Annotated in this window: 16 protein-coding genes; 7 read left to right on the top strand and 9 right to left on the bottom strand. The window is 36.9% G+C overall.

Annotation, left to right across the window (positions count from 1 at the left end; genetic code table 11):
* Positions 1-42 precede the first annotated feature (42 nt).
* Positions 43-699 carry a hypothetical protein gene (locus tag HDE70_RS01110; RefSeq protein ID WP_183887508.1) on the top strand — a complete coding sequence of 219 codons (657 nt, stop codon included), beginning with the start codon at positions 43-45 and terminating at the stop codon, positions 697-699.
* 529 nt (positions 700-1,228) lie between these two features.
* Here the strand turns inward: HDE70_RS01110 and HDE70_RS01105 are convergent.
* On the bottom strand, positions 1,229-2,116 hold the full coding sequence (locus HDE70_RS01105; protein WP_183887506.1) for a helix-turn-helix domain-containing protein: 888 nt from the start codon (positions 2,114-2,116) through the stop codon (positions 1,229-1,231).
* Positions 2,117-2,124: 8 nt separating this feature from the next.
* A complete protein-coding gene (locus HDE70_RS01100; RefSeq protein WP_183887504.1) occupies positions 2,125-3,129 on the bottom strand; it encodes an aldo/keto reductase in 1,005 nt (334 codons plus the stop codon).
* A gap of 178 nt (positions 3,130-3,307) precedes the next feature.
* Here HDE70_RS01100 and HDE70_RS01095 point away from each other — a divergent pair, with 178 nt between their 5' ends.
* The gene (locus HDE70_RS01095) at positions 3,308-3,901 is read left to right on the top strand and encodes a Crp/Fnr family transcriptional regulator (RefSeq protein ID WP_183887502.1); all 594 of its coding nucleotides are present in this window, start codon (positions 3,308-3,310) and stop codon (positions 3,899-3,901) included.
* Between the two features lie 78 nt (positions 3,902-3,979).
* Positions 3,980-4,732 (top strand): glucose 1-dehydrogenase, encoded by a 753-nt coding sequence (locus HDE70_RS01090; protein WP_183867889.1) that lies wholly within the window; start codon positions 3,980-3,982, stop codon positions 4,730-4,732.
* A gap of 60 nt (positions 4,733-4,792) precedes the next feature.
* On the opposite strand, the gene HDE70_RS01085 is transcribed toward HDE70_RS01090, so the two are convergent.
* From HDE70_RS01085 to HDE70_RS01065, 5 genes are all read right to left on the bottom strand, one after another.
* Complete coding sequence (locus tag HDE70_RS01085) at positions 4,793-6,139, bottom strand: paraquat-inducible protein A (RefSeq protein WP_183887500.1); 1,347 nt, start codon at positions 6,137-6,139, stop codon at positions 4,793-4,795.
* A complete protein-coding gene (locus HDE70_RS01080) occupies positions 6,126-7,442 on the bottom strand; it encodes a paraquat-inducible protein A (protein WP_183887498.1) in 1,317 nt (438 codons plus the stop codon). The genes HDE70_RS01085 and HDE70_RS01080 overlap by 14 nt, the downstream gene beginning before the upstream one ends.
* A gap of 214 nt (positions 7,443-7,656) precedes the next feature.
* Complete coding sequence (locus HDE70_RS01075; protein ID WP_183887496.1) at positions 7,657-9,285, bottom strand: NACHT domain-containing protein; 1,629 nt, start codon at positions 9,283-9,285, stop codon at positions 7,657-7,659.
* A 32-nt stretch (positions 9,286-9,317) separates the two neighbouring features.
* On the bottom strand, positions 9,318-9,689 hold the full coding sequence (locus HDE70_RS01070; protein ID WP_183887494.1) for a hypothetical protein: 372 nt from the start codon (positions 9,687-9,689) through the stop codon (positions 9,318-9,320).
* The gene (locus tag HDE70_RS01065; RefSeq protein ID WP_183887492.1) at positions 9,667-10,290 is read right to left on the bottom strand and encodes a hypothetical protein; all 624 of its coding nucleotides are present in this window, start codon (positions 10,288-10,290) and stop codon (positions 9,667-9,669) included. Before HDE70_RS01065 ends, HDE70_RS01070 begins: the two co-directional genes overlap by 23 nt.
* A gap of 190 nt (positions 10,291-10,480) precedes the next feature.
* Here HDE70_RS01065 and HDE70_RS01060 point away from each other — a divergent pair, with 190 nt between their 5' ends.
* Positions 10,481-10,906, top strand: a complete 426-nt coding sequence (locus HDE70_RS01060) for a hypothetical protein (protein WP_183867547.1) — start codon at positions 10,481-10,483, stop codon at positions 10,904-10,906.
* A gap of 87 nt (positions 10,907-10,993) precedes the next feature.
* On the opposite strand, the gene HDE70_RS01055 is transcribed toward HDE70_RS01060, so the two are convergent.
* Together HDE70_RS01055 and HDE70_RS01050 are read right to left on the bottom strand one after the other, a co-directional pair.
* The gene (locus HDE70_RS01055; RefSeq protein ID WP_183887490.1) at positions 10,994-11,833 is read right to left on the bottom strand and encodes an acetolactate decarboxylase; all 840 of its coding nucleotides are present in this window, start codon (positions 11,831-11,833) and stop codon (positions 10,994-10,996) included.
* Between the two features lie 39 nt (positions 11,834-11,872).
* Positions 11,873-12,595 carry a hypothetical protein gene (locus tag HDE70_RS01050; protein WP_183887488.1) on the bottom strand — a complete coding sequence of 241 codons (723 nt, stop codon included), beginning with the start codon at positions 12,593-12,595 and terminating at the stop codon, positions 11,873-11,875.
* A gap of 215 nt (positions 12,596-12,810) precedes the next feature.
* On the opposite strand from HDE70_RS01050, the gene HDE70_RS01045 reads away from it, so the two are divergent.
* The 3 genes from HDE70_RS01045 to HDE70_RS01035 are packed head-to-tail and all read left to right on the top strand — an operon-like array spanning position 12,811 to position 15,280.
* Positions 12,811-13,320: a sigma-70 family RNA polymerase sigma factor gene (locus tag HDE70_RS01045; RefSeq protein ID WP_183887486.1), complete on the top strand. Its 510-nt coding sequence runs from the start codon at positions 12,811-12,813 to the stop codon at positions 13,318-13,320.
* Between the two features lie 50 nt (positions 13,321-13,370).
* Positions 13,371-14,039, top strand: coding sequence for a hypothetical protein (locus HDE70_RS01040; RefSeq protein WP_183887484.1), 669 nt, complete (start codon positions 13,371-13,373; stop codon positions 14,037-14,039).
* 20 nt (positions 14,040-14,059) lie between these two features.
* The gene (locus HDE70_RS01035; protein WP_183887482.1) at positions 14,060-15,280 is read left to right on the top strand and encodes a DUF4374 domain-containing protein; all 1,221 of its coding nucleotides are present in this window, start codon (positions 14,060-14,062) and stop codon (positions 15,278-15,280) included.
* Positions 15,281-15,341: the final 61 nt, after the last annotated feature.

Raw genomic sequence — 15,341 nt, 5'->3', positions numbered from 1 at the left:
AATACTATATTTAAATCTAACCAAATTATAAATTTAAAATCTATGAAAAAAATTATCTTTTTAAGTTCAATGCTTGTATTAGCATGCCTTAGCTCTTGTCGAAAACATGAAAATTCTCCTGAAAGTGGTGTGATTCAAACAAATCACATGAAACAATCCAATGTAAATAGCAAGATCAGTGACGAAGATGCTATTAAAATACTCCAAAATCATTATAAAATGAGTATTGAAAATAACATCAAAACGCAAGAAAATTATCTTAAATTGTTAAACTCTTCCCTAACTGAGAAAATAGAGAATTCTGGATATAAATTCTCTTATGAGAAAAAGGATATGTACTCAATACCATTTAAGGATAGAAAAGCCAAAAAAATGTTTGTTTCTAATTTTATCGATTTTCAGGCTATTGTTGAAAACCAAGTAGATACAGATGGTAATGGAATAATAATAATAACATCTGAGGGGTTTGAAACAACAAAAACATTCGAAAAAGGAAAATTAGTTACCGTAGTGGAGCGTGAAAACAATGACCCTCTTTTAAACAATCCAGAAATTTCAAATAAGGGCAAAAAACCTTTTAGAAAATGTTTTGATCAAGCTTACGATAGTATTTGCGATGGATTTATCGGGTGTTTAGCTTGGTATACAAGTCCACTACCTGCATTAACAGCAATAGGATACTGCGGCTTAACAACTTAAAAATGAAAATAATATTTTTTTTTGATCCTGCCGAGAATTTGATTTAAGTCTGCTGTTGAGACGCTATTCGTATTGAATTTTTTAACGGCATAACGCCATTTTAGGGATTCTATAGTTTCCATATACTTTTTTTTATTCTACAATAACTCCTTAAAATTGATTTACTTTTGTCAGTAAGGCACAAAAAGTAATATGCTCATTTTTTGCTCCTGAGATGAACTCAGGAGCCTTTTTATTTATAATAATTTATTTATACGTTTTACATTGCTTCTACGCTAACTTTCTTTGATATTATCAAAGATTAACATGCCTCCCAATATAAGTACAGATATACCTGATACAGGAAGTATTCCAAAAAACAGATAGTCTCTTAATAGTGGATTTATATCTCTTGATGTAAAAGCATAAGCTCCTCCAAATAGACTAGAGAAAATGATGAAAATTAGAATAGCCCTTATATATTTTCTCATTATAGGTACTTGATGTTTTTGAAATAAATATTTTCCGGACCCAAGTTTGTCCCTGGCAATCATTTAAAAGCCTGACGAAATTCCAATGGCGATAAGTTCGTCTTCTTTTTGAAAAGTGTGCTAAAGGATTGCGCGTGTTCAAAGCCAAGGGCATAGGCGATCTCACTGACCGAAAGACTGGTCGTGGAAAGTTTTTCTTTGGCTTTCGCGATCAGTTTCTCATGAATATGCTGCTGTGTGTTCTGCCCGGTATGAACCCGAAGCAGGTCACTCAGGTAGTTCGGTGACAGGTTCATCTGCGCAGCAATATGTTGTACAGTGAGCAAACCCTGTACGTTGCCGTTAAAGTAGTCATCAATCAACTGCCCGAACCTGGTCAGCAGCGCTGAATTATTATTCTTGCGTGTCAAAAACTGCCGCTCATAAAAGCGGTTGGAGTATTTTAGCAGGCTCTCGATCTGCGTCAGAATGATCTCCTGTGTATACTTATCGATATGCTGGCACTCTTTATCAATTTTATGGAGGATCGTGATCAGGTCATCTTCTTCCCCAGCCGACAGGTGCAGCGCTTCATTAACGGCGTAATCGAAAAAACCGTAGTGATGAATGCTGTTCGCCAGCGTATGCTGTAACAGGAAGTCAGGGTGAAAGATCAGAAGATAACCGGAACCGCATTCCATATTTTGCAGCTCCAGTTGTTGTACCTGGTTAGGCGCGGTAAAACTCAATACTCCTTTATCGTAATCATAATGCTGTTGTCCGTACCTGATCTTGCCTTTGGCTTCGCGTTTTAGCGCCACACAATAAAAACGGTTAACGAAACCTTTCCATATCTCATCTTTCAAAAAAACACTTTCCGCGAGATTGATTACGCTCACCAGCGGGTGGCGAGGTTCAGTTAAGGACAGCAAACGGTGAAATTCCGATATGGTGTTAATGGCGTTCATAAACAAAATTAATCAATTAAACCCATACTGAACTCATCATAAGGCGCGCCGGTATCAGTACCTAAAGGCACGATACTTTCCAATTGTAATAGATCTGCCTGAGTTAATACAATAGTTGTTGCCGCAATGTTTTGCTCCAGGTACTTCCGGCGCTTCGTTCCCGGGATCGGCAGGATCCCTTTGCTCATGATCCAGGCCAAAGCCAGTTGCGAAGAAGTGACGTGTTTGGCTTCTGCCATTACTTCTATAGCTTTCACCAATTCAATATTCTTGTCGAACTGTACACCCTGGAAACGCGGGATTGCCCTGCGGAAATCATTCTCAGGCAGGTCATCGATGCTTTTGATCTGTCCGGATAAAAATCCACGGCCCAGCGGTGAGTAAGCTACAAAACCAATCCCCAATTCCTTTAAGGTCGCCAAAACCCCACGTTCTTCCACGGTCCGCTCGAATAAAGAATACTCGCTTTGGACGGCAGTGATCGGGTGCACGGCATGCGCCCGCTTAACTGTTTCAGAAGAAACTTCCGACAAACCGATATAACCTATCTTACCTTCTTGAACCAGCTCAGCCATAGCCTCAACCGTTTCCTCGATCGGTGTATTTTTATCCAGGCGGTGCAGGTAATACAGATCAATGTAATCCGTATTCAAATTTTTGAGCGACCGCTCCAAAGATTTCTTCACATAATCTTTCTTACCATTGATGGCCCAGGTTACCTTATTGTTATCATCGATCTCCCAGCCAAACTTGCTCGCCAGAATATACTGATCACGTTTACCACCGATCGCTTTAGCGATCAACTGCTCATTCTTCAGCGGTCCGTACAGATCGGCGGTATCTAAGAAATTACCACCCAATTCAAGTGAATGTTGGATCGTCGAAATGGCTTCCTGCTCATCCGCAGGACCATACATATGCGCCTCTTCAAAACCAGTCATGCCCATACAGCCCAGCCCGATCAACGGCACAACCAAACCCTGGCTGCCCAATGCTATTTGTTTTATTTCCATGATTCAAAGGTCGGTAAGCTAAATTTCGTGCATGTATGCAAACCCCTGAAGCTTGTAAGCAAATCAAGGAATTATTTTTTAAACATCTTATTCATTTAGTCGTCAAAATTCACCCGTTAACAAAGGTTATTTAAAGCAATATGATGTAATTTGTATCGCAATCACAAGAAAATCGAAAATGGAAGACATCGCCCCCTTTATTGAAAATGTATCTAAAAAAATTCAGCTTTCTCCTGAGAACCTGGAAAGACTTTTGGCTGCCTTTAAATTAATAAGGGTAAGTAAGAAACAGTTTGTTATCCAGCCGGGTTTTATTGCAAAACATCGGATGTATATATTAAAAGGTGCATTTCGTTCCTACGTAATTGACGAAAAGGGGAACGATCACACTATCCAGTTTGCTATAGAAGATTGGTGGATCTCAGATTACAATAGCTATATCTATCAGTCCCCAGCAACGCAATTTGTGGTCGCCCTGGAAGATAGCTTTGTGTTACAGATCGATTATGACACAGAACAACAGTTGAAAACATCCAGTCATGAACTGGAAACGTTATTCCGTATAATGGCCGAAAAGTCCGCTGCTTTCTATGCCCGCCGTGTCACCGCCAATCTTACACAAAATGCAGAACAGCGGTATAATGAATTCGTCGAAAAATTCCCTAAAGTCGCGCAACGTCTCCCTCAATATGCTTTAGCATCATACCTGAACATGACCAGGGAATTTTTATCCAGGATCCGTAACGATAAGGTCAGAAAAAAAGTGAACTAGTTCACCTGTATTTCATAAGATAGTTCATCTTTTTTTCAGAGAGTTCCCGGCAACTTTGTGATATAAAAATATCAAAAAATGTCACAAAAATTAAAAGATAAAGTAGCCGTTATTACCGGGGGTAGCAGCGGCATCGGATTAGGAATAGCTAAACGTTTTGCAGAAGAAGGTGCTAAAGTGGCTATCACTGGCCGTAATCAGCAGACCATTAACGAAGCCTTGGTGGAAATTGGTCCAAACGGACTGGGTATCCAGGGTGACGTTTCCAATTTAAACGATCTGACCAGGATCTACCAGACGGTTGAAGAAAAATTTGGAAAAGTAGATATACTGATCGCTAATGCTGGTGTATACGTGCTTGGCCCATTGGCAGACTTTACTGAAGAGCAATTTGATAAAGTAAGCGACATTAACTTCAAAGGTGCATTCTTCTCTGTTCAAAAAGCACTTCCAGTATTAAAAGACGGAGCCTCAGTTGTACTGGTATCTTCAACTGTAAACGGAAAAGGTATTCCCAATCATGCAGCTTACTCAGCAACCAAAGCTGCTGTACGCTCACTGGCAAGAAGTTTCTCTGCTGACCTGCTTGAACGTAAAATCCGTGTAAATGCCTTAACTCCCGGCCCGGTTGATACGCCTGTATTCAATACAATTACGACTAATCCTGAGGAAGCAAAAGCGATGAAGGAATCGTTTAGTAATTTCACTCCGGTTAAACGTATCGGTAGCGCTGAAGAATTAGCAGCCGCTGCACTTTACCTGGCTTCTGATGACTCTGCATTTATGCTGGGCGCTGAGCTGCTATTAGACGGTGGTTTAAGAGATTTATAATCAGGGATAATTATAAAAACATTATCAATGGCAGAAAAGAACCCTGCCATTGATAATGTTTTAACTCAGAGGATCACTCTCCTGATCGGTCACATTATCATTTGTTATTCTTTTAAGAATATAGGACAACAAAGTTTCAAAGACTACGTAAACCACAAAGATGAAATATCCGGGTTGCAGAGAAGTGTCATTAACAGTTGTAGTAGTTAACAAACTGTTATGAATATTCAAATTAGACAACTGACTTTTTAGAATTCCGTTCAAGCCTATATAAGTCATCAGAATACCTACGACCATCACATCGGCCATATCCCATTTACCAGACTCAAAAGTCAAATATTTCACTACTTTATTTTCAGCCAGCTTTTTACCACTTAACAGATGAATCCCCTTAGCAGTTATTCTTAAAACGGGAAGAATAATAATGAATAAAAGCATTAACACACCTACTACAATGGCATCAGGCTTAGGTTGTTTCACCAACACCTCTATGATGTCCAATATACTCTTACTTTGGAAAAACAACACTTGATTCTCAAATGTAACCTTCTCTCCCAGCAGCATAAAATCCAGTGTCTGGATTCGTGCATCTACTTCTATAATAGATGCAGTTACGCCTACTGCTAACAGGATAAAGGCAAATAATAGCGACATCACAAAAAGTGTAGTCTGCAACTGTACGTGTTTTCTCATCAGCCACCACAAGCCAAGAGCAACCAAAACGCAGCCCAGCATAGCATAAGCATAATTATAAGTAACAGTACGAATGGCAGCTAACCGGGAATCAATCTCTTTATTAAATTCAGTTGGATTAGAAACGTGATATTTTTTGTACAGGTGTTTTGTAACCGCAGTATTGGCAACAGCAGTACTATCATAAGTTTCATTTGCAAGCTGTTCAACTTTACTCGTGGCAATACTTTTTAGCCTTTTATGGCTTGCAGGGCTATTCACTTTATCGATTATTGTTTTTGCAAAAGACGGTACTTGTTTTTGCAGGTCATCAGCATCCACAAAGCTATTGAATGCGAGTTTTTTCAGTTTACCACCCAAAGTTTTTTGCGGCTTATTGATCTCTGCAACTGCCTTGGTGATGAGACCGTGAAGCTCTTGCTCTACTTGTTCCTGCAAATCCTTTTTTTGTTCACTGGTCATCGTAAAATCATGCACCTGGTGATTGATAACTTCTGTCATCCTATCACGCCACTGATCAACAGAAAAAAGTCCGAATGTGATATTATTCGACATGCTGTAATCCTCTTTAATCTGCTCCTGCTCCATTGAATCTGTATGCAGGCGGTAACCGAAATAAGCCTCACCACAAAGCAGGATACTTAATCCAATAATAAGTATCACATTGGGCAGGCCAAATTTTTTAACCGTTGTATTTTTTTTAATGCGAGTCATACGGCGTAATAAATTTCAGAATGGTAGACAAAATAAGACCATACAACACAAAGCTGATAAATATGATATAACCTGGCTGCAAAGCCGTATTATTTGTTGTCAGGATGGTTAAAAAATCACTTTGAATATTAAGACTTGACAATTGACTCTCTAATAAACCATTTAAGCCTATATAAGTCATTAATATGGCAATAACAATCACGTCTGCCATACTCCATTTACCCGATTGAAATGCAAAGTATTTGATGAATTTATTCTCAGCCAGCTTCCTTTTGCTTAATAAATGAATACCAGTAGAGCTTAATTTCATGATCGGAAACAGGATACTGAAAACAAGGATTAAAATGCCGACAAGTATGGAATCAATAGCAGGTTGCTTCACCAGAACTTCTACTACATCAAGGATGCTTTTACTTTGAAAGAATAAGACCTGGTTTTTGAAAATTACATGTTCTCCTAACAATACACAATCGAGTGACTTGATACGGGCGTCAACTTCGATCATTGATGCGGTTAAACCAACTGCCAGGAGAACAAAGGCAAACATCAGTGACATGACAAAAAGGATAGCATGAAACTCTACCTTTTTCCGGAATATCCACCACAGCGATAACACAATCAGGATGCAACCCAGCATACCAAAAGAATAATTATAGGTAATTGTCCTGATGCTGTCCAGTGATGCAGTAAGTCTATCATTAAATTCATCACGGGTAGAAACATGATACTTGCGGTACATTTTACTAATCGCCTCGTTATTTGCCTTTGTAGTACTATCCGTTTTCTCAATAGCTGTGAATTTCCCCATAGCCATTGCACTTAACTGCTTCTTACTTTTCGGGTTATCTATCTTTGCAATTATAGTTTTAGCAAACTCAGGAACCTGAGCTTTTATTTTATCGGTATTTACAAACGTTTTAATGGCCAGTTTCTTCAATTTTCCACCTATTGATTTTTGTGGTTTATTGACCATTGCCTCTGCTTTATTGATCAAAGCAAGAATGATTTGTTCAACTTCCACCTGAAGTTGCTTCTTTTGTTTTGGGGTCATGGTAAAATGGCGCACCTGGTGGTTAATAATACCCGCTACCTTGTCATGCCACTGATCAACTGAAAATAGCCCGAAAGTAATATTATTGATATCAGAATAATCTTCTTTAATTTCTTCCTGCTGATTTGAAAGTGTGTGCAGCCGATAACCAAAATAGCCTTCACCAGCCAAAAGCAAACTCAGGCCGAAGATTAGTAATAATTTGACGACGTTAAATCCCTTAACGACATTTTGTTGTTGTTCAGCAGCCAATCGAGTTAGATTTAGATAGTAGAATAATCATATAACTAAAATCTTCTGGAAATGTTTTGACGCCGGTATGATTATGTTGCCTGTATCAGACTATCAAGTTTTTGTAGTTTATGATTCAATAATTTATCATTAGATGATGTTAAAGAATTATATAATATAATTGACGTTTCCATCAGAAGATAGAAACTATTTAATCAAGAAACAGGAGTCCTGTTTAAGATTTCCCTCTAAGTTTAACCAGGGCCTCCAATGTTTCTTTTTCTTTTTTATCAATCCGGATCAAACTATATAAAGAGATTACCATCATAGAAAAAACTCTGTAAATCAACTCATCCGGAAGCTGATCTGTAATGATATCCCTATTAATTGCAGACCTATACATATTTAAGATATTAAACCGATAGCTGATTACAATACAGGTAGATATATATACAATCCCACATATACATGAAAACCAGCTATAGTTTTTAGTAATAAAAAAGTCTAAAGACATATTAGACAAAGAAGTATAGAAAGAAAGAATAAGGACTATACCAAATGCAATCTTTAAAATAGCATTAGCAGATAACATCCTGTAAGGATTCTCACTTGGGGATTTTATTTTAAATAGTAAATTAAGTCCCTTGGTTAAAGTGGTATCCAGCTTACTTTTAGTTGCCAAAGTGATACACTGTGTCAAGAATGTTTCAGGAAGCAATGTTTTATAGTACCAAATGTTATAGGTATCGTCCTCATTGATTTTATTATATAATTCTTCACTATATCGCATTTCATCCAGCACGTCACTGATTAATCTTTTTTGCAGGGCAGCTTCGCTTAACAATGCCGCCCAGTCCTCAGCATTACTGCTGTTGTTTTCGATTATTTTTTCTTTAACCAATCCTAAAAAAGGAGGCTGATCACAATTCTGAATAATGATATAGGGAAAGTCTTTTAACAAATTTATATTTCCTATTTCAGCTAACCGAAAAACTGCTGCTGCATCCTGCCTGGCTAAAGAGGAAAGAACCTGGCTTAATGATATTTTTTCCTGATCTAATAAACTTTCATAAAACTCACTTAAATCAATGTTTTGATTGATTCCCATATTTTCTGCCGATAGATTAGCATCTCTAACCACCACATTAAATACGTGCAGATCTTGAAGCCATTTTTCATTAAAATCACCCTGCTTGTATGCTAAAATATTTTTTCGCGAATTGGTAATAAATGCAGGCCAGGTTTTATGATTATATAGCTTGGTCTCCAGAAAACATCTTGACATCAATGTGGAATCATTGAGTTTAGCTACATCAAATAATGCTTGTTCACGTTTTACCCTGGACAATAACCCAACTGCAAAGGGAATTACCTCTATGAGTCTTAATTTGCCTTCAATATTCATACTAAAAAACTTCCTGTGATATTTCAGAAGTTCATCCCAACCCAGTGTAATACCTTGCGCAACTTCAAAGGCAGCTAAGAATTCACAAAACGTAAGATGTATGAATCTAAAAGTTTCCTGATACCGCTCTTCTGTAATCAGCCCTGTTTCTTTTGCAATTTCGTTGAAAACATCATTTGCCCTTAATTCATCACAATTTAGAATTTCCCTGATTATCCGGATGGCATTTTTCCAGCATAATGTATTACCAGACTCATTAATGTTGATTAAATGTTCATAGGCAATCCGTCCAAGAATACGTTCTCTTTGCTCTTTAAGAGAAGAATAAGAACCTGGAATATTTGACTTTTGCATTAAACGTCTTTTAAAGATCAATTCTTCGGTGATCTTTTTATAAAATTGTGTTCTGGATTCCGGAGAGATATTCCCTTTAGATATCTGATCTTCCGCAACATACATTGACAGTACGAGAGGATTGCTGCACATCTCTCTTAAGGTAGGCCGTCTGTCAGATCTTTATAAACACGTGAAATATTTTGTTCTGTATTCTTATCAAAACGCCATCTGGACAGAAATTCATATATATGTGATGGTGTGAAAGGTTTTAAAAAGGTATTGTGCGGAAAGTTTACCGAAAAATCCATTTTCACTTGTTGATGGAACTGAGTTCTCATAGTGAGCACTATAGTGTTACTTTCACTAAGATCATTTAAAACACGGCTCAGTCCATTTATACATTCAGAAATTTTATTGTAGTTTGTGGATGAAACCTCATCCAATCCATCTAAAAGTATGAGCAATCCTTTATTGCAGGCATAGTTATCAAAACAATCCTGAATTTTATAAACTTGGTTCTTTGCCACTTCTTCCCGGATGTAGTCGTAAAAACCATTTGCCTAAATCACTTTCCTTTATTTTATCCGGGTTTACATTTTTCAACTCTACAAATACCGGAAGTTTTGCTCTTCTTGTCCTTTTTATAGCTAACTGACAGTTATTTCTAAAAACCTTTTTAATTAAAGATGATTTTCCCGATCCAGGATCTCCCATAACCTTTATCCGATTGCCAATCTTTAAGAAATCGCGGTGATTAAGATCGCTTTCCTGTTCCTGATTGTAGCTAATAGTTAGATTTACAAAGATTTTGTCAATGTCTAAGCATAGATCAAAACTTGATGGAATGTTTAGAAATTTTATGCTTTCATTTCCTAATTGCAATTTACAATATCGTTTTAAGCTTAAAGATGAAGCAAGAGATTGTTTAATATGTCTGCTAAGAAAATACATCGATCCATCTATTAAATATTCACTCCATTCCTTTACATAATTTACCACTAAACGTTTTAAGACTAAAAAAACAGGAATAAACAATAAAGTACAGACAACTGATTTAGGGTCAATATTTATCTTTTTAATAATTTCGAACGCATTACCAATGATTTCAGGAATGATTGATTCTTTCATAATTCAGTAATTATAGATGGTTAGTGACTTAAAATTATTACTAATAATATTTTTAACTGTCATCTACAATCTCAGCATCCGTAAGATTAATTACCCCAAACTATATTTAATTAAATAGGGGTTTGACTATACAACTGCGTTTAATGACTTTATTACTAAATATTATTGTCATTCATTTAAAAAACGTCAAATGAGAAACCCATTACTTTTGTTAGCAAACCGTTCCAAATTTCCAGTTGTTTTTTGTGTTGGATTAATTGTCCTTTTCGGTTCTTGTAAAAAAGAAAAAAACAATACACCAGCACCAGCTTCAAAAGAGGTAAATATTGAATACAGGGTAAGCCTTGCTAATCCAACAGTAAAATCAACTCTAAACGTTCTTTTTACTCCTAATGATAAGGCATGGACAATTATACCTGAGATCATTCCCCCGTTTTCCAAACAGTTTACCAGAACAGTTAAAAAAGGTGACGGAATAAAATTTGAGGGTTTTATCACCGATGGCGGAAATGTAAATTTAGAGTTGCTTGTTGATGGTAAAGTAGTTTACTCAGAAACTTGCTATAACAGATCTTTCCTGAAAGATGAACCAAAAGATGTCTATACATTTCAATAACTATAATTATTACGCAGCAAAACAAAAAAGACCTTTCAATATTGAAAGGTCTTTTTTTAGTCTCCGGATTTTAATCTTTTTAATCTGTTAGTTCTTTCCTCCGCGCTCTACACTTTTAATATCTTCCTCTCTATTCTTTTTAAAGTCAAAGTGTTCGAAATCTTTTGTCGCAGGAGGCTGTACAGTATAACTATCCAATTGCTCGATTTCAATCACAATGTTATCAGTTTTAAGATCGATGATATGACCACCGGCATCTTTCTGAGTCGATAGAAAGTGAAAATGATAACCTGAAATATTTGTGTTATCCATAAAATAAGGCAGACGGTAACCGATCAGATCTCCTTCACAATCCTTATATTCAAAAAACCGTTGTAAGGCTAACATTTCAGCGAGTGGGGTATGCTGATGCGCTTTTACAGGTGGAAAAGCTCTCGTTTTCACCGCTTTGAATTTGCCACTGATATGAATGGCATACATCCCGTTTACATTAGTCAGCACACTATCCAGGTAATGAAATAATGCTGTTTTATCCATACCCGCCGGAGGACTCAGCTTCTTATCGGCACGAAAAAAGTTGACCATCGAGAATGAAGTTGAATCACGGTCATCTACCAGTGCTGTTTTACCGGTATGCTGAGTTTTATAAACCTTCCCCTGAAAAATCATCAACTCACCATCAAGTTTATCGGGAGCGCCAAGCCCAAAATTACCATGTTTTTTAAGTGATTTATAAGGATAAAAACCATCATACAGACCGCCGATCAGGCCACCGCCTATACCAACGGTAAATAATGATTTGGGGATACTATCTTTTGGTATGACTTTAATAGAATTCAGGTCTTTGATAGTAACTGAAGCACGGGCTGTAAATGTAATTGCAGCTGTGGCGAAGATAACAATGGAGATTAAACGATTGATACGCATGATCCTTAGAAATTTTATGCGACAAAGGTACCTATGGAATTACATATAGCCTTTAGTTTTTTTAAATTCCTCAAAAGATTTTTTAATATAATTGTGAAGATCATAATCACCCCATTTCCGGATGTCCTCAGTTTTGGGCCAGTAAGCTGATTTAAACTCTTCCATATCTTCATCCCTGATCGGAATAAGCAGCTTAATCTTTTCTTTATTGAACCTGCTGGCTACCTCGGTATAATCAGATTCACGTGCGATGAATTGGCCTAACCTTCTGGCCCGTTTTCCATCCTGGCTAAAAGCTTCGTACAAATAAGTTAACGGGCTGCCTCCCAGTGGCGACAACATCCCTGCTGATGGTTTACCATTCGAAAAAATCCCTTTAGCTTTGAAATCAGCCTGGGCATCCCGCAAACCTTGTAATCTTGACTGTCCGGTTATCTTTACTTCCTTTAATTGAGTTGATGAGGCTCTGAGATAAATAATCAAATCTTTTAAATTTTCTACTTTGACCTTCTTATCGAAATACCCATCCAGAGAAATCTGAAGTGTATCTCCTTCTTGTGCCAAAATATCGAATAAACCGAAGTTATTAGTTGGATTCGTATAACCAGTTCTTTGATTATGAACCGATGCCCCTCCCACTCTTGTCTTAGTACCTTCTTCAAATATAACTCCCTTTAACATTTGCTGAGACTGACCTTTCACCGACAAAAAATGTATCATTACTATAAAGACCAGTAATATTTGCACTAAAATTAGCTTCATCTGTTAAAAGTAGACAGAAGAAAAAAAACAATTTCAATAATTAACACTATTTAACCTGAATGTTAATTATTGTTAATAGCTAAATCCAGGAAATTGCATAGCTAATTAAAAAGATAATTCAACTAATTTATTTATAATCATTATAAATAATCTATATTTGGCGCATATTATACAATTCCGGCTTGGCAACAATAAAAGATATAAATTCATCAGGCATGCTTCATATCGATAAGGAAACTTTCGAATGGATTTACACGCTTTATTGGGAAAAAGTCTACGCGATCTGTTACAATAACATTCGCGAAATGGAGCCTGCAAAAGAAATGGTTCAGGACATTTTCAAATCACTTTGGGAAAGAAGAGAAAACCTCGAACTTGAAAAAGCGGAGCATTATCTTGTTCGTTCTGCGAAGTTCAAGACTTTTGAGTACATCAGAAATAAGGTTAGCAGAGAAAAACACATCGGAATGAAAATGCAAAGCTGTACGATGTCAACAAACTGCACCGAAGAACATATTCTTTTCAATAGCCTGAAGGAAAAAGTAAATCTCCTGGTCGACCGCCTTCCATGCCAATGCAGAAGAGTTTATAAAATGAGCAGAGAGGATGGCTTAGGCAACAAAGAAATAGCGTCTAACCTGCTAATCTCAGAAAGGGCAGTGGAATATCACATCTCCAAAGCAACGAATATGCTTAAACTCAATCTTGCTAATTACACTAATTAATTCAAACAGGATCTTATATTTTGCCTAAGTTTGTATTAGGAATAGCCTGTATGAAAATAAGTAAAGAACTTATCGAAAAATATCACCTTGGCGAATGCGATCTGCAAGAAAGCAAATTCGTGGAGGAATGGCTATTTTCTGAAGAAACCGATCTGGAGCTGCAACTTCCTGTACAAGAAAACAAAGCTGAAATCAAAACACAAATGTGGGAAGAAATTCAGCAGATTCTACCAGCTGAATTACCCGCAATAAAAGAAGAACCAACTTTCATCCTGATCAAATCTTCCAGAATTATGCGCTGGACAAGAATGATTGCTGCTATTTTGGTTATCGGTCTGTCTTCGCTCACTGGTTATCATTTATACTATACTCCTTCGGATCCATTAGGACCAGTATCAGTAAATAATACTTCTTTATTAAAAGTAAGACATATTGATTCCAGAGCTTATTGCATTTCGCTGGCACCAGAATCTACCGCAAAAATTAACTACCAGACAGGTAGTATTGATTTCTCCGGAAGTATTATTATCTCACCCAAAAAAGATATTGAATTAAGCATTGGCGGAAGAGAAGGAAAAATGACCTTTAAGACAGGGCAAACCTATATCGCTATGAATGGAAAATCCGGATATGACAGGTTTATCCTGATCAATCAAAGAAATCTGATGGATCTTCCACCAGTACTTCAAAAACAGCTGATGAATAAGTTTAGTATCTAATACGCTCCTAATAAAATACAATGTATCATCCGGTAAAAACTTTTCTGCTGCCTTGCTTATTGATCCTTTTCTGCTGCGTTTCCTGTAATCAAAATAACCACCAGGACCTGAGTCCGTCAAAGAAAAAATACAGTATGTATATCCTTGGTAAAGATGGAAAAGAATATTTGCTGGAAACAGATTCTTTAAACAGCGGATTGGTGCGGCCGGAAGATAAAGGTGCTTTACTCGATGGGGACATAATGGACAGGGATATTATTGTACACCAGGGTTATTATTATCACTTAAGCAGAAAAAAGGCATCCTTCGAAAAATATAAACTGAATGGCAGTAAGTTGATTCTTTTGGCTGCTATGCCATTGAAAGACTTTTCTATAGAGAATTGTAATTGGATTTCTAATGATACTTTATTACTGACAGGCTTGAACAAAAGCGATTATACACAAGTCAAATATATTAGTGTGAATACCGCTAAGATGCAACAGACCGCAGCAGGCGATATTAATATAGCCCGTCCTTCGGGAAAATTCACTTCGGTATCAATTGGCTTTGTTGAACTCAGAAAAGATAAGATGTTATTGGGATATACTTATAATGAGCAATTAAGTTCTTCGAATTACAGCACCAGTGACACAACTTATGTGGCCGCTATTAAATATCCGGAAATGCAGTTAATCAAAACGGATAAAGATACCCGCTCTACTTCTCCGGGAGGAACCAATACGATACAATCTTATTCTTTCAATGATGAACAGGGAAACTATTACTTTATGTCCTGTCCTGGAATTGCATTAGGCAACCGCCCGGAATTGCCTACAGGAATATTCCGGATCAATGCAGGACAGGAAACTATAGATAAATCATACTTTTTTAATATTTCTGGTTCTGTAATTCAAAACCATGCTTATGGAATCTGGTATCTTGGTAACCATAAAGCTATTATCAGAAGTGAAAGAAAGGACTTATTTAAAGGTCTGAGTGATCATTACAGTACAGCGCATTTCGAATTTTATGTGCTCGACCTGCTAAAAAAAGAGATAAAAAAACTTGATCTTCCTCTGGATAAAGGGACAAGAAGAGAATGTGTAATTGTCAAAGACAATCTTGCCTACATCGCGGTAAATTCTACGTTAAATGGCAATTATATCTGGATCTATAATATGAGCAATGGCACGCTAAAAAAGGGCCTTCAATTAGCAGGAGACACCGATTTCATCCTAAGGGCTGACCAGCTGAATTAGTGCCTTAATTTATTTTAATATTTTTTTACTGTTACACCTTCGGGAAAGTAGTTTTTATGCT

The organism is Pedobacter cryoconitis (assembly GCF_014200595.1).
In the GTDB taxonomy this organism is placed as follows: domain Bacteria; phylum Bacteroidota; class Bacteroidia; order Sphingobacteriales; family Sphingobacteriaceae; genus Pedobacter; species Pedobacter cryoconitis_C.
Note: the sequence above shows the minus strand (reverse complement) of the source record. Positions and strands in the feature narration are given on the sequence as shown.